Origin of the sequence: Pararhodospirillum oryzae (assembly GCF_007992075.1) — a bacterium.
Lineage (GTDB): Bacteria > Pseudomonadota > Alphaproteobacteria > Rhodospirillales > Rhodospirillaceae > Pararhodospirillum > Pararhodospirillum oryzae.
In genome coordinates, this window is record NZ_BJZO01000047.1 from 15009 (window position 1) to 33587 (window position 18579).

16 protein-coding genes are annotated in these 18579 nt (G+C 65.1%); 4 read left to right on the top strand and 12 right to left on the bottom strand.

The features are described 5' to 3' along the window. Window positions 1-61: 61 nt before the first annotated feature. From rseP to glgC, 12 genes are all read right to left on the bottom strand, one after another. Window positions 62-1177: an RIP metalloprotease RseP gene (rseP, locus tag ROR02_RS09465; protein ID WP_147163781.1), complete on the bottom strand. Its 1116-nt coding sequence runs from the start codon at window positions 1175-1177 to the stop codon at window positions 62-64. Window positions 1178-1258: 81 nt separating this feature from the next. Continuing rightward, window positions 1259-2464 carry a 1-deoxy-D-xylulose-5-phosphate reductoisomerase gene (locus tag ROR02_RS09470; RefSeq protein WP_147163782.1) on the bottom strand — a complete coding sequence of 402 codons (1206 nt, stop codon included), beginning with the start codon at window positions 2462-2464 and terminating at the stop codon, window positions 1259-1261. Next, window positions 2455-3237 carry a phosphatidate cytidylyltransferase gene (locus tag ROR02_RS09475; RefSeq protein ID WP_147163783.1) on the bottom strand — a complete coding sequence of 261 codons (783 nt, stop codon included), beginning with the start codon at window positions 3235-3237 and terminating at the stop codon, window positions 2455-2457. Before ROR02_RS09475 ends, ROR02_RS09470 begins: the two co-directional genes overlap by 10 nt. Window positions 3238-3342: 105 nt before the next feature. Beyond that, window positions 3343-4071 (bottom strand): polyprenyl diphosphate synthase, encoded by a 729-nt coding sequence (gene uppS / locus ROR02_RS09480; RefSeq protein WP_147163796.1) that lies wholly within the window; start codon window positions 4069-4071, stop codon window positions 3343-3345. 5 nt (window positions 4072-4076) lie between these two features. After that, the gene (gene frr, locus ROR02_RS09485; protein WP_218032796.1) at window positions 4077-4598 is read right to left on the bottom strand and encodes a ribosome recycling factor; all 522 of its coding nucleotides are present in this window, start codon (window positions 4596-4598) and stop codon (window positions 4077-4079) included. A 50-nt stretch (window positions 4599-4648) separates the two neighbouring features. Further along, window positions 4649-5416, bottom strand: a complete 768-nt coding sequence (pyrH, locus tag ROR02_RS09490; RefSeq protein ID WP_147163797.1) for a UMP kinase — start codon at window positions 5414-5416, stop codon at window positions 4649-4651. 326 nt (window positions 5417-5742) lie between these two features. After that, on the bottom strand, window positions 5743-6669 hold the full coding sequence (gene tsf / locus ROR02_RS09495; protein ID WP_147163785.1) for a translation elongation factor Ts: 927 nt from the start codon (window positions 6667-6669) through the stop codon (window positions 5743-5745). Window positions 6670-7015: 346 nt separating this feature from the next. Beyond that, window positions 7016-7819, bottom strand: a complete 804-nt coding sequence (rpsB, locus tag ROR02_RS09500; RefSeq protein WP_147163786.1) for a 30S ribosomal protein S2 — start codon at window positions 7817-7819, stop codon at window positions 7016-7018. A gap of 213 nt (window positions 7820-8032) precedes the next feature. After that, window positions 8033-9400 carry an aspartate aminotransferase family protein gene (locus ROR02_RS09505; protein WP_147163787.1) on the bottom strand — a complete coding sequence of 456 codons (1368 nt, stop codon included), beginning with the start codon at window positions 9398-9400 and terminating at the stop codon, window positions 8033-8035. A gap of 232 nt (window positions 9401-9632) precedes the next feature. Continuing rightward, window positions 9633-10415 carry a transporter substrate-binding domain-containing protein gene (locus ROR02_RS09510; RefSeq protein ID WP_147163788.1) on the bottom strand — a complete coding sequence of 261 codons (783 nt, stop codon included), beginning with the start codon at window positions 10413-10415 and terminating at the stop codon, window positions 9633-9635. A gap of 26 nt (window positions 10416-10441) precedes the next feature. Next, entirely contained in the window at window positions 10442-11224 is a 783-nt protein-coding gene (locus ROR02_RS09515; protein WP_147163789.1) for an ABC transporter ATP-binding protein, read from the bottom strand. 214 nt (window positions 11225-11438) lie between these two features. Next, entirely contained in the window at window positions 11439-12710 is a 1272-nt protein-coding gene (gene glgC, locus ROR02_RS09520; RefSeq protein WP_147163790.1) for a glucose-1-phosphate adenylyltransferase, read from the bottom strand. 235 nt (window positions 12711-12945) lie between these two features. On the opposite strand from glgC, the gene glgA reads away from it, so the two are divergent. The 4 genes from glgA to ROR02_RS09540 all read left to right on the top strand — a co-directional run bounded on the left by glgA (window position 12946) and on the right by ROR02_RS09540 (window position 18366). Beyond that, entirely contained in the window at window positions 12946-14394 is a 1449-nt protein-coding gene (gene glgA, locus ROR02_RS09525) for a glycogen synthase GlgA (protein WP_147163791.1), read from the top strand. 78 nt (window positions 14395-14472) lie between these two features. Further along, window positions 14473-16959: a glycogen/starch/alpha-glucan phosphorylase gene (locus ROR02_RS09530; protein ID WP_147163792.1), complete on the top strand. Its 2487-nt coding sequence runs from the start codon at window positions 14473-14475 to the stop codon at window positions 16957-16959. 247 nt (window positions 16960-17206) lie between these two features. Beyond that, a complete protein-coding gene (locus tag ROR02_RS09535; protein WP_147163793.1) occupies window positions 17207-17911 on the top strand; it encodes a DUF3800 domain-containing protein in 705 nt (234 codons plus the stop codon). Continuing rightward, window positions 17911-18366 (top strand): hypothetical protein, encoded by a 456-nt coding sequence (locus ROR02_RS09540; RefSeq protein WP_218032795.1) that lies wholly within the window; start codon window positions 17911-17913, stop codon window positions 18364-18366. Before ROR02_RS09535 ends, ROR02_RS09540 begins: the two co-directional genes overlap by 1 nt. Window positions 18367-18579 lie beyond the last annotated feature (213 nt).

The window sequence follows — 18579 nt, forward strand, 5'->3', positions numbered from 1 at the left end:
CAAGCTATTGTTTTCACGCTCGACTTTTCCGAAAAGCGATGTCCGCCTTCCGGGTCTTGCTCTAGCCCCACCAACTCTTGAGGGCCAGATCATTCCAGGTCGCGAAGGCCATCAGGGCCAGTACCATGGCAAGCCCGATACGGAAGCCAACCTCCTGGAACCGCTCGGCCAGGGGCCGTCCGCGCAAGGCCTCTATGGTGTAAAACATCAGATGTCCGCCGTCGAGCATCGGAATGGGAAAAAGATTGATCAGTCCCAGGTTGGCCGACAGCAAGGCAATGAACATCACCAGATCCGCAACCCCGCGTTCCGCCGCCTTGGCGGAAAACAAAGCAATACGGATCGGCCCCCCCAGTTCGTCGGCGGAGCGGTGTCCGGTGACCATTTGACCAATATAGGTCAAGGTATCGGCCGACAGCGTCCAGGTCTGCCGAACGGCCTGGGCCAGGGCGTCCACCGGTCCCAGCCGGTGCACGTCGGCCGGCGACAAGGCGATCTGCACCCCGATCTGGGGCATGGGAATCTGGTTGCCCAACCCGTCATCGGCCTGAACGATCCGGGGCGTCACCGTGACCGCCACGGGGGCTTCGTTCCGGCGCACGTCGATATCCAGGGTTTCGCCCCCGGACAGAGCCACCAGGCGCTGCACATCCTGGAAACGGGCGATCCTTTCGCCGTTGATCGCCTCGATCCGGTCGCCCACCTGCAAGCCCGCCGCCTCGGCGGCGCCGCCCGCGATCAGGGTATCGATCACCGGCACCGAGCGCACCTGCCCGTGCGTCATGAACAAGAGGGCGAAGATCAGGATGGAAAACGCAAAATTGGCCAGCGGTCCCGCCGCGACCACCGCGCTGCGCGCCCCCACCGGCTTGTGATGGAAGCAGACCGCCTTTTCCTCCGGCGTCATCGCCTCCAGATGGTCGGCGTCATCGGGCCCGCTGGCCTCGTCCTTGTCCCCGAAAAAGCGGACATAGCCCCCCACCGGAAACAGGCTCAGGCGCCAGCGCGTGCCCTGGCGATCGGTGAAGCCCATGATTTCGGGGCCCATGCCGATCGAGAACACCTCGACCTTGACCTTGTTCCAGCGCGCGACCAGAAAATGCCCCAACTCGTGGACGAAGACCACGACGGTCAGGACCACCAGGAAGGCGACAATCGTGTGAAGGATGTCGGGCATGGGGGCTCCAGGTCACGCGGGCCCGGGAAGCGGGCCCGCCGCATCGTATTCTAAATCACTTGCCGCTCGCGCGAAACCGCCTCAGGCGGCCGCCAGACGTCCGGCCTGCGCCTCGGCCAGGCGCCGGGCCTCGGAATCCACGGCCATCACCGCCGCCAGCGCGTCCACCGCCTGGTTGCCCAGCGGTCCGGCCATCACCGCCTCCATGGTGGCCTCGACCACGGCGGGAATGTCAAGGAAACCGATGCGCCGCCCCAGGAACGCCGCCACCGCCACCTCGTTGGCCGCGTTCATCGCGGTCGGAGCCACGCCCCCCCGGCGCAGGGCCTCGCGCACGATGCGCAAGGACGGGAAGCGCTCGGGGTCGGGGGCATAGAAATCCAGGCGGCCGTGCCGCGCCAGATCCAGGCGCGCCACGGGGGCGGGCATGCGATCGGGCCAGGCCAGGCACACCGCGATCGGGGTGCGCATGTCGGGTGCCCCCAGCTGCGCCAGCACCGAGCCATCCACGTAGCCCACGGCCGAGTGAATCACCGACTGCGGATGCACCAGGATCTCGATCTTCTCGGGCGCCACCTGGAACAGATGGTAGGCTTCGATGAACTCCAGGCCCTTGTTGAACATCGAGGCGGAATCCACGCTGATCTTCGCGCCCATCGACCAGTTGGGATGGGCCACCGCCTGCTCGGGCGTCGCGGCGGCCATGGCCTCGCGCGTCCACTCCCGGAACGGCCCGCCCGAGGCGGTCAGGATCAGGCGCTCGATGCGCTCGGGGCGCTCGAAGTCGAACACCTGGAAAATGGCGTTGTGCTCGGAATCGACCGGCAGCAGCGTCGTGCCATGGCGGCGCACCTCGGCCATGAACAGGTCGCCCGCGCACACCAGGCATTCCTTGTTGGCCAGGGCCACGGTCGCGCCCCGGGCCACCGCCGCCAGGGTCGGCGCCAGGCCGGCCGCGCCGACAATCGCCGCCATCAGCCAGTCGGCATCCCGCGCGGCGGCTTCCACCACCGCCTCGGGTCCCGCCTGGGCCTCGATGCCCGAGCCTGCCAGGGCGTCCTTCAAGGCGCCATAGGCCGCCGGATCGGCGACCACCGCCACCTCGGCCCCCACGTCCCGGGCCTGGGCCGCCAGGGCCTCGGCGTTGGAGTTGGCGGTCAGGGCCACCACCTGGTAGCGCTCCCGGTTACGCGTCACCAGATCCAGGGTGCTCTTGCCGATCGATCCCGTCGATCCCAGAACGCTCAGGCGCCGCGGTGCCGTCGTCGTTGCCTCGCTTACGGCCATTGGCTTATTCCCTCACCAAACAGTGCCACGATCCCGGCCACCGGCACAGCCGCTGCCAGCAGACCATCCATCCGGTCAAGCACCCCCCCGTGGCCAGGGATGATATGACTTGAATCCTTGACGTTGAAACGCCGTTTGACGAAGGACTCGAACAGGTCGCCCATCTGCGAAATGACCGCCAACGCCGGCGCCAGGAGCCAGACCCACACCGAGGGAACGCCCAGCAGGCTGCTGACCAGCCCTCCGGCCACCAGCGCGGCCACCGCGCCCCCGATCAGGCCGGCCCAGGTCTTGCGCGGACTGATGCGCGGCGCCAGCAGCGGGCCGCCAATCAGCCGTCCACAGGCATAGGCGCCGCTGTCGGTGGCCCACACCACGGCCAGCAGCCATACGAACGTCGTCCAGTCGCCGGCCCAGCGCACCCAGACCAGGGCCATCAAGGTGACGCCCAGGTACAAGACACCGGTGATCGACCACGCCCGGGCCTCGGGCTCGGCGCGATCAAGCCACGCCACCGCCAGGGCCGCCGCGCCGATCACGGCCAGGGCCAGCCCGGGAGCCGGGCCCACCAGGGCCGCGACCAGGGCAAGACCCACGCTCATCATCCGTCCCGAGGGGCCAAAACGCCCGCCGTGGCAGATGCGGGCCCATTCCCAGCCCATGACGGCCCCGCCCGCCATGGCGACCACGTCGAACCACGGCGACCCGAAATAGACGGCCAGCAAGAAAGGCGGCGCCAGGGCCAGCGCCGACAGAATACGGGTTTTCAGCACGCCGGACTCCCCGATCGCCACGGGATGACGCCCCGCTTTTCCTTTTTGGCAAAGCGGGCGTGTCCCGTTGATGTGTCTTGGCCCGCCGGGCGGGTCCGCGGGTGCTCACACACCTCCGAACCGCCGTTCCCGGGCCCGAAAGTCTTCCACCGCCAGCGCCAGGTCCCGCCCCGAGAAGTCGGGCCACAGCACGGGCGAGAAAACCAGTTCCGCGTAGGCCATCTGCCACAGCAGGAAATTACTCACCCGCTGCTCGCCGCTGGTCCGGATCAAGACATCCGGGTCGGGCAGATCGGCGGTGAACAAACGCCGGGAAAAGGCAGCCTCGTCGATCGACTCCGGATCCAGGCCGGTTTCGACCGCCTCGCGCGCGAACAACCGCACCGCGTCCACGATTTCCTGGCGGGCGCCATAATTCAACGCCAAGGTCAGGTTCAGCCCGCTGTTGGCGCGGGTGCGATTCTCCGAGTCCTCGAAAAGATCAAGGATTTCTCGGGAAAAGCGATCCCGCCGCCCGATGATGCGCAACCGCACCCCGTGCTTGACCAGATTGCGGACTTCGTTGTTCAGGTACAAGCGCAGCAAGCCCAGCAGGTCGCCCACTTCTCCTTGGGGACGCTTCCAGTTCTCGGACGAAAACCCGAACAAGGTCAGATGGGTGACCCCAAGCGCGGGCGAGGCCTCGACCACCGAGCGAACGGCCTCCGCGCCCTGTCGGTGGCCGGCCGTGCGCGGCAAGCCCCGCGCACGAGCCCATCGGCCATTGCCGTCCATGATGATCGCCACATGCAACGGCGCCGCCGCCACGCCGGCGGGTGCAGGGACGGTCTCCATCGACATCAGACCTGCATGATTTCCTGTTCCTTGGTCGCCAAGGCCTCGTCCAGCCGCTTGATGGCGTCGTCGGTCATGGTCTGGACCTCGGTCGTGAGCTTCTTGTGCTCATCCTGGCTGATCACATTGTCCTTTTCCATCTTCTTCAGATGGTCCATGCCGTCGCGGCGCACGTTGCGCACCGCCACCCGGGCCTGCTCGGCATACTTGCCGGCGACCTTGCTCAGCTCCACGCGACGCTCTTCGTTCAAGGGCGGAATGGGCACGCGCACCGTCTGGCCGTCGGCGGCCGGATTCAGGCCCAGGCCCGCGTCGCGGATTGCCTTTTCCACCGCCTTGACCATCGAGCGGTCCCAGACCTGCACCGTGATCATGCGCGGTTCGGGCACGCCCACCGTCGCCACCTGGGCCAGCGGCATGGTCTGGCCATAGGCTTCCACCTGCACCGGGTCCAAAAGACTGATCGAGGCGCGTCCGGTGCGCAGCCCGCCGAACTCCTTCTTCAGGACCTCCAGGGCCCCTTCCATGCGGTGCTTGAGATCAGCTTTCAACGCGGCGGCATCATCGGACACGGCACTCACTCCTGGTCACTATCACAACGGATTTCGGTGAAACGCCCCCGCCGCGACAGAACCTCCCCCAGGGCACCGGGGCTGTGCAGCGAGAAAACCACTATAGGAATGTTGTTGTCCCGCGCCAAGGCGATGGCCGAGGTATCCATCACCCGCAGGTCCCGGGTCAGAACATCGGTAAAGGTCAGGGACTCGAACCGCTCGGCGGTGGGGTCCTTGTTGGGGTCGGCGCTGTAGACCCCATCGACCTGCGTCGCCTTCAAAATGGCGTCGCAGTTCATTTCAACCGCGCGCAACGCGGCCGCCGTGTCGGTGGTGAAGAACGGGTTGCCGGTGCCGGCGGCGAAAATGACCACCCGCCCCTTTTCCATGTGACGGATGGCGCGGCGCCGGATATAGGGCTCGCACACCATCGACATGGGAATGGCCGACTGCACCCGGGTCTGCACCCCCTTCTTTTCCAAGGCGTTTTGCACCGCGAGCGCGTTCATCACCGTGGCCAGCATGCCCATGTAATCGGCGCTGGTCCGGTCCATGCCCTTGGCCGCCGTGGAAATACCCCGGAAAATGTTACCGCCCCCGATGACCAGGCAAACCTGAATGCCCCGGTCGTGAACGGCCTTCACCTCGCCCGCGACCCGGTCCACCATTTCCAGGTCGAGGCCGAATTCGCGGTCGCCCAGCAGGCCCTCGCCCGACAGCTTGACCAGCACCCGGCGATAGCGCTCGGGCTCGGTGGCGGGAGTCTCAGGCTCCGTGGTGATCTGCGTCATTGTCGCGCCCGTCATCGTGATCTCTCCTCAAGCCCAGGACGGGCCACGACCGGCCCCGCGCGGGTGGTGTCTCCCTTCTGGTGTCTGCCCAAAGGGAGAGCCCACCAGTCGGAATGGCCAGGGGAAGCGGCCAGACCGGATCATACGAGAGGCGATGCCCGCGGCCAACCCCCTCGCACCCCGGCGTCTTCCCCTGCCCCACCCCGTCGAGCGGGGACAGGCGCCCCCTCCCGGCCTCCCTTGCACGACGAAGCAAGACCAGGAAGGAACGCACAAGGCCGGCTTCAGGCATGGGCGCCCGGCCGGCCTTGTATCCGGTTTTTGTTTTAGCGCGACAGCTGCGCGGCCACTTCGGCGGCGAAGTCGCTGACTTCCTTCTCGATGCCTTCGCCCAGCTGGTAGCGGACGAAACCCTTCAGGGTCACCGGGCTGCCCAGGGTCTTGCCGGCGTTTTCCAGCACCTTGGCGATACGGGTTTCGCCATCGATGACGAAAACCTGCTCGGTCAGCACCACTTCCTCGTAGAACTTGCGCAGGCGCCCCTCGACCATCTTTTCAATGATCGCCTCGGGCTTGCCGGATTCGCGGGCCTGTTCGGTCAGCACGGCGCGCTCGCGCTCGATGGCGGCCGGATCCACCTCGGCGATCGTGGCGAACTGCGGCGCGGCGGCGGCCACGTGCATGGCGATCTGACGGCCCACCTCGTCCAGCTTCGCGGGATCGGCGGCCGACGACAGGGCAACCAGCACGCCAATCTTGCCCAGGCCCGGACGGATGGCGGTGTGAACGTAGGACGACACCACGCCCTGTTCCACCGACAGCGCCGCCGTGCGTCGCAGGTTCATGTTCTCGCCGATGGTGGCGATCAGATGGGTAACCTGTTCGGCCACCGTGCGGGCCTCGCCCGGGAAAGGCGTGGCGGCCAGGGCGTCGCGATCGCTGCCGGCGTCCAGCGCGAGGCGGGCCAGGGACTCGACGAAGCCCTGGAAAATCTCGTTGCGGGCGACGAAGTCGGTTTCGGCGTTCATCTCGACCACGGCCCCGCGGGTGCCGTCCACGCACACGCCGACCAGACCTTCCGAGGCGGTGCGGCCGGCTTTCTTGGCGGCGGCGGCCAGGCCCTTGGTGCGCAGCCAGTCGACCGCGGCTTCCATGTCGCCGTTGGTCTCGGCCAGCGCCTTCTTGCAGTCCATCATGCCGGCGCCGGTCTTTTCGCGCAGACCCTTGACAAGGGCGGCGGTGATCTCAGCCATGGGAGTCCTCTTTATGTCAGTCGTGCGTGCGATAAGGGCGTGCAGGCGAAAACGCAAGGAAAGGAAAGGCGCGGGGCCGTCCCGGGAACGCCGGCCCGGCCGCACGCCCTCGGCCCCGCCGCACGCCCAAGACTGTTGGGTGGCGCCTCACAAAGATGGCGGCGCGTTTCGCGCCGCCATGCGCCTGGGTCGCGCCCCTTCCCTTGGGAAAAGGGGACGCGCCTTGGAAAGGAAACCAGGGACTGGCGGGGCCGCTTGGACCCCGACCGCCCCGCCCCCTTTCCGGGGGGCATTTCATGCCCAGGGTCCGGCCGCGAAGGGAAGGGATCCGTTCGCGGCCCGTCCCTCAGTTCGGCAGGGCTTCGCCGGTTTCGGCCGTTCCCTCGGCCTCGTCCTCGGCGCTCAGCGCCTCGGTGGGCAGGACCTCGGCCTCGCCCACGTCGTAGCCGCGCGCGCCAAGCTGCGCCTGGATGCCGTCCAGGATGGCGCCGCTCATCAGCTCGCAGTAGGTCTGGATGGCGCGAATGGCGTCGTCATTGCCCGGGATCGGGTAGGCGATGCCGTCCGGATCCGAGTTCGAGTCGATGACGGCCACCACCGGCATGCCCAGCTTGTTGGCCTCGCTCACCGCCAGGCTTTCCTTGACGGTGTCGATGATGAACAGCATGTCGGGCAGGCCGCCCATGTCCTTGATGCCGCCAAGGGCCAGTTCCAGCTTGGCCTTCTCGCGCGACAGGTTCAGCTGTTCCTTCTTGGTCAGACCCTGAAGGTCGCCCTGAGCGAAGCGCTCTTCCAGATCGCGCAGACGCTTGATCGAGTGCGAAATGGTCTTCCAGTTGGTCAGCATGCCACCGAGCCAGCGGTGGTTGACATAGTACTGACCGCAGCGGCGCGCATGTTCGGCCACCACGTCCTGCGCCTGGCGCTTGGTGCCCACGAACAGCACGCGGCCGCCGGCCGCCGCCACGTCGCGGGCCGCCTGCATGGCGCGGTACAGCATGGGCACCGTCTGCTGCAGGTCGATGATGTGCACGTTGTCGCGCTGACCATAGAGGAACGGCGCCATCTTCGGGTTCCAACGACGGGTGTTGTGACCAAAGTGGCAGCCAGACTCGATCAGCTGACGCATGGTGAAGGTGGGCATCGTCATGACACGGAAATCCTGATTTTTCCGGTTGAACCTCCGCGGGGAAAGTGAACCGGCCCTGGAATGAGCCGACACCGGAAGGCCACCCTGAACAACCGTCCAGGGGGCCGCGAGCCCCGCGTGCGTGATGGCGCGTCTTTACCCCGCCCGCGACGGTTTGGCAAGGGGCCGTGGGCAAGAACCCCGCCCCCTTGCCGGGCCGTGGCGGACTTGGGATCACGCGCCCAGGTCGGCCGTCACCTCGTCAAGCGCGCGGGTGAAGCGGTCGATCATTTCATCCACCTCGGCTTCCGAGATGATCAGGGGCGGGCTGAAGGCGATGGCGTCGCCGGCCATGGCGCGCAAGATCACGCCGTGATCCTGGGCGCGCTCGACCACCTTGGGGGCCACGGCGCGGGCGGGATCGAAGGCCCGTTTGGTCGCCTTGTCCTCCACCAGTTCCAGGGCGCCGATCAGGCCCACGCCCCGCGCCTGCCCCACCAGGGGATGCGCCGTCAGCGCCTGAAGGCGCGCTTGCATCCGCGCGCCGCTGGTCGCCACGTTGCCCAGGATATCGCGCTCGTCGTACAGACGCACGGTTTCCAGGGCCACCGCCGCCGCCACCGGATGGGCCGAGTAGGTGTAACCGTGGCCGAACGTGCCGATCTTGCCCGAATTGGACTTCAGGGCCTCGTAGACGCGCTCGTTGACCAGCACCGCGGAAATCGGCAGGTAGGCACTGCTCAGCGCCTTGGCGCAGGTCAGGATATCGGGTTTCATATCAAAGGTCTGGCTGCCCCAGTAACGCCCGGTGCGGCCAAAGCCGCAGATCACTTCGTCGGCGACCAGCAGCACGTCGTACTTTTGCAACACCGCCTGGATGTGCTGGAAATAGGTTTCGGGCGGCACGATCACGCCCCCCGCGCCCATCACCGGCTCGGCGAAGAAGGCGGCCACCGTTTCGGGGCCCTCGGCCAGGATCATCTCTTCCAGCTCGGCGGCCAGGCGGCGGGCAAACGCGTCCTCGGATTCGCCGGGCTGGGCCTCGCGGTAATAGTGGGGGCAGGCGGTGTGCAGGATGCGGTCGATCGGCAGATCGAAATCGCGGTGATTGGCGGGCAGGCTGGTCAGGCTGGCGGTCGCCACCGTCACCCCATGGTAGGCCCGCTTGCGCGCGATCAGTTTTTTCTTCTCGGGCCGGCCCAGGGCGTTGTTCATGTACCAGATCATCTTGATCGCGGTATCGTTGGCTTCCGAGCCCGAATTCGCGAAAAAGGCCCGCGCCATCGGCACCGGAGCGCGCTCGATCAGGGCCTGGGCCAGTTCGATGCCGGGCCCGTGCGACTTGTGATTGAACATGTGGGCAAACGGCAGGGTCTGCATTTGCCGCGTCGCGGCCTCCACCAGCCGGGGTTCGTTGAAGCCAAGAGACGCGCACCACAAACCGGCCATGCCTTCGATGTAGTCTTGTCCCTTCTCATCGAAAATCCGCACGCCCTCGCCGCGCACGGCGATCAGGGGTCCCTTGGTCTCGTGGGCGACAAGATTGGTGTAGGGATGCAAGACATACGACAGGTCGGCGTCGCGCAACGTATTGGAGGTCATGGACCGCTCCTTGGGTTATGGGCTGGCTCCCACTGTAGCGCTCCGGCCGGCCCGCGAAAAGCCACCCCAAGCTCCCGAACCGGGGCGGAAAGCCGCCGGAACCGCGTCCCTCCCCTGCAAAAAAAACGCCGGGCGGTCCCGAGGGAGACCAGACCCGGCGCGCGCGGCGCCTGAGGGCACCGCGAAAACGCCAGGGCAACCGGTTCATCCGATCGCCCTGGGGGAAAGCCCCTTACTGCTTGGTCAGCAGGCTGAAGGGGAAATACTTGGCGTTGATCTCGGCGTACACGCCCTTTTCGATGATCCCGGCCAGGGCCTTGTTGAGGGCCGCCGCCAGCGCCGTGTCATCCTTGCGCATGGCGATGCCCACCTTGTCGTCGTTGATCACCGAGTCGCCCTTCAGCTCGTAGCCCTGCCCGGCCGGCGACTTCAGCCAGTCGAAGGTCGGATAGGTGTCGTTCAGCAGCAGGTCGAGACGGCCGGCGGTGAGGTCCATGTAGCCTTCCTCGGCCGTGTCGTACAACTTGATCGTCACATCGTCGGCCAGGTTGTCGGCCAGCCACTGGGCCGACACGGTGGCGCGCTGGGCGCCGATGGTCAGGCCCTTAAGGCCTTCCTTGGTGGTGGTGAAGGAGCGATCCTTCGCGCCCACGAAATGAAACTGGTTGTAATAATACGGATCCGAGAACAGCACGCTTTGCTGACGCTCGGGCGTGATCGACATCGAGGCGATGATGGCGTCGAATTTGTGCGCCAGGAGCCCGGGGATCAGGCCATCCCAGTCCTGGGTCACGATCTCGCACTGGGCGTTCATCTCGGCGCACAGGGCTTTCGCGATGTCCACGTCGAAACCCTGCGCCTGGCCCTGGTCATCGACCATGTTGAACGGAGGGAAGGCGCCCTCGGTGGCGATGCGCAGGGTTTCGGCCTTGGCCGAGGCCGCCCCGCTCAGGGGCGCGGCCAGGAGCAGGCCCAGGGTCGCGGCCAGGGTGGCAACGGTTTTCTTGAGTGTCATCGTGCTCGGTCTCCTCGTTGGGTCGGTCACGCGCCACCGGTGAGGTGCTTGGCCAGGAACTGGCGGGCCCGTTCGGTTCGCGGCTGATGGAAAATCTGGGAGGGCGGGCCCTGTTCCTCGATGCGGCCCTGGTGCAAGAACACCACCTCGGAGGCCACCTCGCGGGCAAAGCCCATTTCGTGCGTCACGATCAGCATGGTCCGGCCTTCCTCGGCCAGGGCGCGGATGACGCCCAGAACCTCGGCGACCAGTTCGGGATCCAGGGCGCTGGTCGGCTCGTCGAACAAAATAACCTCGGGATCCATGGCCAGCGCCCGCGCGATCGCGGCGCGCTGCTGCTGTCCTCCCGACAGGTGCGAGGGATAGCTGTCGCGCTTGTCGGCAATGCCCACCTTGTCCAGGAGAGCCAGGCCGCGCTCGCGGGCCTCGGCCCGGGACAGCCCCTTGACGTGCACCGGGGCTTCCATGACGTTGCCCAGCACGGTCAGGTGGGGCCAGAGGTTGAACCCCTGGAACACAAAGCCGACTCGGGCCCGGAAGGCGGCCAGCTGGCGGGCGTCGCGGGCATTGAGGCCCTTGCCCCGGCGATCGGGAACCAGGTCCAGCGGCTTGCCGCGCAACTGGATGGCGCCTTGGTCCGGCTGCTCCAGAAGGTTGATGCAGCGCAGGAAGGTGCTCTTCCCCGATCCGGAAGAACCAAGAATGGCTATGACATCGCCGTCGTGCGCCTTGAGCGAGATCCCGCGCAGAACCTCCAGACGACCAAACGACTTATGAATATCCTCAACCTGTAACGCGGCGGCACTCATCCGGCAGGGTCCCCCGATGTTTTCGTCCCTTTCCCGGTCCCGGGCTCTGGCGTGGCGAGAAGGCCTCCAAGACCGGTGGACGGGCTTCCCTCGCCCCCCCGTTTGCGACCCTAGCCACCCGCCCCCGCCCCTGGCAAGCGCCTCCTTGCCTTCTTCCCGCCTTCAACGCGGGCAGACGGCAGGAGAGGCGCCTGTCAGACGGGCAGACGGGCCCCTACAACCGGGCCAGGTGATCGGGGGTAATCAGGGTGACACCCTGGTCGGACACGAAGAAACGCTTGGCATCAAGCTCGGGATCCTCGCCCACCACGAGTCCCTCGGGAATGCGGCAGCCGGTGCCGACGATGCATTTGGTCAGGCGGGCATGACGGCCCACGTCGCACATCGGCAAAATGACCGTATCAACAACTTCGCTGAACGAGTTCACCCGCACGTCGTTGAACAGCAACGATCCGCTCACCTTGCCTCCCGACACGATGCAGCCGGCCGACAGCATGCTGTCCACCGCCATGCCGCGCCGCTCGTCGGTGTCGAACACGAATTTCGCGGGCGGGCGCTGCATCTGATAGGTCCAGATCGGCCAATCGGTATCGTACAGATCCAGGGCCGGCGTCACGCTGACCAGGTCGAGGTTCGCGGACCAATAGGCATCAATCGTGCCCACGTCGCGCCAATACGGCTCGCGACGGCCCACGGAATACACGCAGGACTGGGTAAAACGGTGCGCCTTCATCCGGGCCTTGCCCAGCTGCGACGGGATGATGTCGCGGCCAAAGTCGTGCTGGCTGTCGGCCTGATCGGCGTCGATGCGCAGGATTTCGTAAAGGTAGTCGGCGTTGAACACGTAAATGCCCATCGAGGCAAAGGTGCGGTCGGGATGGCCCGGAATGCACGGCGGCTTGGCGGGCTTTTCCAGGAAGCCGATGATGGTGTCCTCGTCGTCCACGTCCACGCAGCCAAAGCCCGTTGCTTCCTCGCGCGGGACATCCACGCAGGCCACGGTGCAGTCGGCGCCGCTGGCAATGTGCTGGGCCAGGAGCTTGGAATAATCCTGCTTGTAGATGTGATCGCCAGCCAGGATCAGCACGTACTTGGGATCGTGCATCCGGATCAGTTCCAGGTTCTGATGCACGGCGTCGGCCGTTCCCAGGTACCACGATTCCTTGCTCGTCTGCTGCTGGGCGGGCCACAGTTCGACGAATTCCCCGATCTCGGCCTTCAGGAAGCCCCAGCCTCTTTGAATGTGGTGAATCAGGGTGTGCGCGCGATACTGGGTCAGCACGCACATCCGCCGGATGCCCGAGTTCATGCAGTTCGAAAGAGGAAAGTCGATGATGCGGTACTTGCCGCCGAAGGGCACCGCCGGCTTGGATTCCCGATTGGTCAGGTCATGCAAACGCGAGCCACGTCCTCCCGCCAGGACCAGGGCCAGCGTCTCCCTCAGCGCCCGGTTGATGTCGAGATGGAAATCCGTGATCTCATCCATGGGTTAGGTTCCTTGTTGGCATGAAGCAGGTTCAGACGGGTGGCATCCCTTTTATAAGGGTTGCAGGGAGGATGCCCAGGGGGCAAATGATTGAATTGTGGCGCGGCACCCCGTCCGCACGCGAAACAAAGACAGGATTGTCCCTTGTCTCGGCGGGGAAATCTTGGCAGTACCATCGGCCGAATCAAACCCGGGGACGCGCGGTGGAGCCCCGGCGCATGGGGGTGTGGCGTTGATGAACGTGCTGTTTGTGACCTCGGAAGCCTATCCGCTGGTTAAGACCGGAGGCCTGGGCGACGTGGCCGGAGCCTTGCCGGTTGCCTTGCGCGCCCGGGGCATTGATGCCCGCATTTTGTTGCCGGCCTATCCCGACGCCATGAGCCGGGCACGCCTCAGCGGGCGGTCGATCGCGCTGGGCAACCCGCTGGGCGTGGGCGAGGCGCGCCTGCTCGAAGGCGAGATGCCCGATTCCGGCTGCCCCTTGTGGCTGCTCGACTGTCAGCCGATGTACGAGCGCACGGGCAACCCCTACATGATCTATCCGGGCTGCGACTGGCCCGACAACTTCCGTCGTTTCGGCCTGCTCTCCAAGGTCGCGGCGATGATGGGGGCGAGCGGCGGGCTGGTCGACTGGCGTCCCGATGTCCTGCACTGCCACGACTGGCAGACCGGCTTCGTGCCGGCCTACCTGCGAGCCTGGGGCGCGGCGCGCCCGCCGGTGATGTTCACCATTCACAACCTCCATTACATGGGGCTGTTCGGCACCGAGATCCTCGACATGATCGGCCTGCCGCACTGGATGCGTGGCATTGACGGGCTCGAACACCACGGCCTGGTCTCGGGGCTCAAGGCCGGCATCCAGTATGCCCAGGCGATTACCACGGTCAGCCCCACCTACGCGGCCGAAATCCGCACGCCCGAGGGCGGCATGGGCCTGGATGGCCTGCTGCGCCTGCGCGGCCCCGCGGTTTCGGGCATCCTGAACGGCATCGATCCCGACATCTGGAACCCGCTTGAAGACCCCAACCTGGCCGCGCCCATCGACCCCGCCGACCCCGGCCCCGGCAAGTACGCGAACAAGATGGCCCTCAAGCGCCAGATGGGCCTGGACCTGAGCGACGACCGCCCCCTGTTCGGCCTGGTCAGCCGCATGGTCGAGCAAAAGGGCATTGACCTGATCTTGGGCGCCATCCCGCGCATGGTCGAAGGCGGCGCCTTCCTGGCCATCCTGGGGTCGGGGGACCGGCACTTCGAATACGAACTGAACCGGGCCGCCGCCCGCCACCCCGGCCACGTCGCCATCCATGTCGGCTACGACGAACACCTCTCGCACCTGATCCAGGGCGCCGCCGATTTCGTGCTGGTGCCGTCGCGCTTCGAGCCGTGCGGCCTGACCCAGCTGTACGCCCTGCGCTACGGGGCCATTCCGGTGGTGCGCCGGACCGGCGGCCTGGCCGACTCGGTGGTGCCGCTCGATCATCCCGACGGCGGCACCGGCATCGTGTTCGAGCATCCGTTCACCGATGCGCTGGAATGGGCCGTGGGCCAGGCCATCGCCTTGTACCACGACAAACCGGCCCTGGAGGCCGTGCGCCGGCGCGGCATGGCCCGGGACTTCACCTGGAACCGCTCCGCGATGGAGTACATTCGTCTTTACGAATCCCTGATCGCGCGCGCGCCTTGAAATACGATGGCAAAAAGCAGACGCTACGGAACCTAGGGGCGTCTTGCACCCAAATGTGACAAGTCATGGGGGACCGGCATGAAAGCGTCGATCAGCACCTTGAACGACCTGGACGAAGGCATCGACTTCAGGAATGTTGACCAGATCAAGCGGGGACTGCTGGCCTCCATGGTCCGCTACGTTGGTTTCGATCCGGAATCAGCAACACCGCACGACTGGTTCTTTGCCCTGGCCGGCCTGCTGCGCGGTCACCTGAGCGAACAGGGCATGCGCACCTCGCGCAGCCAGTACGGGCAGGACGTCAAGCGCGTTTACTACCTGTCGATGGAATTCCTCACCGGCCGGCGCCTGATGAAGCACCTGCTGGACCTGGGCATCGAACCGCAGGTGCGCGCCGCCCTGGCCGAGCTGGGCCAGAACCTGGACACGGTCGCCGAGCAGGAAAGCGATGCCGCGCTCGGCAACGGCGGCCTGGGACGGCTGGCCGCGTGTTTCCTGGATTCCATGGCCACCCACGCCTATCCCGGCTACGGCTATGGCATCCGCTACGAGTTCGGCATGTTCTCGCAGACAATCGAGAACGGCCAGCAGGTGGAGCACCCGGAAAGCTGGCTGCAAAACGGCAGCCCGTGGGAGATCGTGCGCCACAACGTGAGCCATACCGTGCGCTTTGGCGGGCGGATCGTGTGCTTCCGCGACGAGGAAGGCCGGGAAAGCTGCCGCTGGGTCGATACCGACGACGTGGTGGCCGAGGCCTACGACCTGAAGGAAACCGGCTACGGCGGCGCCATCTCGGTGAACCTGCGCTTGTGGTCGGCCCGCTCGACCCAGGATTTCGACCTGCGCTATTTCAACGAAGGCAACTACATCGAGGCGGTGAAGGAAAAGACCGTCAGCGAAACCTTGTCCAAGGTGCTTTACCCGATGGACACGACGCTGATGGGGCAGGAACTGCGCCTGAAGCAGGAGTATTTCTTCGTCTCGGCCTCGTTGCAGGACATCCTGGCCCGCTTCTTGAAGGTTCACAAGAACCCGCGCCTGTTCCCGGAAAAGACGGTTATCCAGCTCAACGATACCCATCCCGCCCTGGCGGTGCCCGAGTTGATGCGCCTCCTCATGGATCAGCACGGGTTGAACTGGGAAGACGCCTGGGACATCACCCGCAACACCTTTGCCTACACCAACCACACCTTGCTGCCCGAGGCCCTGGAAACGTGGCCCATCGACCTGATGGAAGCCCTGCTGCCCCGGCACATGGAAATCATCTACCGCATTAACTACTTTTTCTTGCAGGAAATCCGCCGCACCTATCCGGGCGACGTGGAGATGGTGCGCCGCCTGTCGCTGATCGACGATTCCACCCGGCGGGTGCGCATGGCCCACCTCGCGGTCGTGGGCAGCGCCCGGGTCAATGGCGTGGCGGCGCTCCACACCGAGCTGCTGCGCTCGCGTGTCTTCCCCGACTTCGACCGGATCTATCCGGGCAAGTTCGTGAACGTCACCAACGGCATCACGCAACGGCGCTGGCTGCTGCAGTCCAACCCGCCCCTGGCCACCCTGATCACGGATGCCATCGGCCCGGCGTGGGTCAGCGATCTGGATCGCCTGCGCGACCTGGAAGCCCTGGCCGACGACGCGGCGTTCCAAGACAGCTTCCGCGCCATCAAGCGCAAGGCCAAGACCCGCGCCGCCGCCCTGATCGCCGAACGCTGTGGCGTGGCCGTGCGCCCCGAAACCCTGTTCGATACCCAGATCAAGCGCATCCACGAATACAAGCGCCAGCTTCTGAACATCTTGCAGGTGATCGCCCGCTACAACCACCTGCGCGCCTCGGGCAAGCCCGACCTGCTGCCGCGCACGGTGATTTTCGGCGGCAAGGCGGCGCCCGGCTACTTCATGGCCAAGAAGATTATTCGCCTGATCAACGACGTGGCCGACGCCATCAACCACGATCCGGCGGTGCGCGGCCTGCTGCGCGTGGCCTTCGTGCCCAATTACAATGTCTCGACCGCCGAAATCCTGATCCCGGGCTGTGACCTGTCGGAACAGATCTCGACCGCCGGCACCGAGGCCTCGGGCACCGGCAACATGAAGTTCGCCCTGAACGGTGCCCTGACCATCGGCACCCTGGACGGCGCCAACATCGAAATTCGCGAGGAAGTGGGTGAAGACAACATCTTCATCTTCGGTCAGACCGCCGAGGAAGTCGCCCGCACCAAGGCGGCCGGGTACAATCCCTGGAACATCTACCACAACGACCCGGAACTGAAGACCGTCATTGACATGATCCGCGACGGCTTCTTCTGCACCGAGCAGCCCGACCGGTATCATCCGCTGGTCAACGCCCTGCTGGATGGCGGCGACGTCTTCCTGGTGCTGGCCGACTTCCGCAGCTACATGAACGCCCAGGCCGCCGTCGATGCCCTGTACACCGACGAAAAGACCTGGACGCGCAAGGCGATCTTGAACGTGGCCCGCATGGGCAAGTTCTCATCGGACCGCGCCATCCACACCTACGCCCGCGAAATCTGGGGCATCGACAAGATGACCCGCGACGACGCGTAAACGCTCAGGGCTTGGGGGAGTGAAGGCTTCGCCTGTGGGGGCCTTCGCCCCCACTCCCCCGCCTGGGGAGGCCGCGCCTCCCCAGACCCCAACAGTCAAGGGGACAAGACGGGCGCGAGGCGTTGGGGGCGGGCATTCAACCCGGATACGTCAAAATACAAAAACCGCTCACCGGTGAGTCGCGCATTGACGAGCGTTTCGACGCCGATACATTGGCTGCGCTCGCGCTGAACGTCGGAGGGCCCTTATGAAATTCGAGGTCTATTGCGACGAAGCCCATCCTGATCTGTTCACCTCGGCCAAGCCCCATGCGCGCTATCTGATGATCGGCAGTCTTTGGCTGCCTGCTGAGCTGCGCGAGGAGGTCAAGGAAAAAATCAGGCGCCTGCGCGAACGCCACGGCGTATGGGGTGAGGCGAAATGGACCAGGATTTCGCCGGCCAAAGCCGATTTCTATCACGAGTTTCTCGATCTGTTCATGAGCTACGGCATGGACATGCGCTTCCGCTGCATCGCAGTGGATCGCACCCAGGTCAATCTGACATTACACAATGGCGATGGTGAGCTCGGTTTCTACAAGTTCTATTACCAGCTTCTGAAACACTGGATTTTTGATTTCAACGAATACCGCATTTTCTGCGACCTGAAGAGCAACAGAGACCGTACTCGGCTCCGGGTTCTGAAGCGCTGTCTCGATTATGCCAACAGATCGGCGATTGTCACCGATGTCCAGTCGCTGCCGTCACCCGAAGTCGCCCTCTTGCAGCTCTGTGACGTACTGCTGGGGGCGGCCAGCAGCCGCTTGAATGACACGCTGAAGCCGGGTTCGGCCAAGGAAAGACTCGTCAAACTCCTGGAAGCGCGTCTCGATCTATGCGGGCCGCTGACGGCTACCGGGGCCGCCGAGAAGAAGTTCAACATTTTCAAAATTCGCCTGGAGGGAGGATGGTGATGCCTCCGCTCCTGACGTTGGCGACCGAAGCCGACTATCGCCAGTATTTCGAGGCCACCTATTGCCGTGGGGAGATCAGAACCCATGATGGCATTCGCGTCTACTTCAAAAAGGAGCGTTTCGATCACGCCTTCTTCGAGAGCACGCTTCGGGATGGCGTGAAAGACACGACGCTGTCTCAGAGTCGCGCCGAGCGGATGGATTGGATCGCGGCGACACTCGCCGATCCGACAGCGGACCGGTTCCAAGGATGGGACAAAAAGAAGGGGCGTTATGATGCGACGCGCTGCGTCAGTGTCGTCTTCGGCGATTTCGTCGTCGTGATCCAGCTCGGCAAGAAAACCGACGGTACGCTGAAGGCCAATTTCGTGACGTGCTACAAGGCTGACAACAGCATTGGCAAGATCCGCCGGTCTCCGTTGTGGACCAAGGAGGACTGCCTCAATGCGCTCTGAAAAAGGAAGGGGACGCTGATTCGCTACGCTGGCTCAGCGTCCGAAGCCTCGATAGGTTCAAAGCCGCTCGGCAGTGAACTCATGATCTTCATATGATTCATGTGACCTGAGAGTCAACATTTTGTTGACAGGTCCAGGGCAAGCGTTGCGCGCATTAATGCGATGAATGTCAGGCAGGATATTGAAAATAATACCAACGGTCGGAACTGATGA

Excerpts from the sequence above, each read along its gene's own strand:
- rseP (WP_147163781.1), bottom strand. The coding sequence starts at position 1,177 with ATGCCCGACATCCTTCACACGATTGTCGCCTTCCTGGTGGTCCTGACC.
- ROR02_RS09470 (WP_147163782.1), bottom strand. The coding sequence starts at position 2,464 with ATGGCCGTAAGCGAGGCAACGACGACGGCACCGCGGCGCCTGAGCGTT.
- uppS (WP_147163796.1), bottom strand. The coding sequence starts at position 4,071 with ATGGAGACCGTCCCTGCACCCGCCGGCGTGGCGGCGGCGCCGTTGCAT.
- frr (WP_218032796.1), bottom strand. The coding sequence starts at position 4,598 with ATGGAAGGGGCCCTGGAGGTCCTGAAGAAGGAGTTCGGCGGGCTGCGC.
- pyrH (WP_147163797.1), bottom strand. The coding sequence starts at position 5,416 with ATGACGCAGATCACCACGGAGCCTGAGACTCCCGCCACCGAGCCCGAG.
- tsf (WP_147163785.1), bottom strand. The coding sequence starts at position 6,669 with ATGGCTGAGATCACCGCCGCCCTTGTCAAGGGTCTGCGCGAAAAGACC.
- rpsB (WP_147163786.1), bottom strand. The coding sequence starts at position 7,819 with ATGACGATGCCCACCTTCACCATGCGTCAGCTGATCGAGTCTGGCTGC.
- ROR02_RS09505 (WP_147163787.1), bottom strand. The coding sequence starts at position 9,400 with ATGACCTCCAATACGTTGCGCGACGCCGACCTGTCGTATGTCTTGCAT.
- ROR02_RS09510 (WP_147163788.1), bottom strand. The coding sequence starts at position 10,415 with ATGACACTCAAGAAAACCGTTGCCACCCTGGCCGCGACCCTGGGCCTG.
- ROR02_RS09515 (WP_147163789.1), bottom strand. The coding sequence starts at position 11,224 with ATGAGTGCCGCCGCGTTACAGGTTGAGGATATTCATAAGTCGTTTGGT.
- glgC (WP_147163790.1), bottom strand. The coding sequence starts at position 12,710 with ATGGATGAGATCACGGATTTCCATCTCGACATCAACCGGGCGCTGAGG.
- glgA (WP_147163791.1), top strand. The coding sequence starts at position 12,946 with ATGAACGTGCTGTTTGTGACCTCGGAAGCCTATCCGCTGGTTAAGACC.
- ROR02_RS09530 (WP_147163792.1), top strand. The coding sequence starts at position 14,473 with ATGAAAGCGTCGATCAGCACCTTGAACGACCTGGACGAAGGCATCGAC.
- ROR02_RS09535 (WP_147163793.1), top strand. The coding sequence starts at position 17,207 with ATGAAATTCGAGGTCTATTGCGACGAAGCCCATCCTGATCTGTTCACC.
- ROR02_RS09540 (WP_218032795.1), top strand. The coding sequence starts at position 17,911 with ATGCCTCCGCTCCTGACGTTGGCGACCGAAGCCGACTATCGCCAGTAT.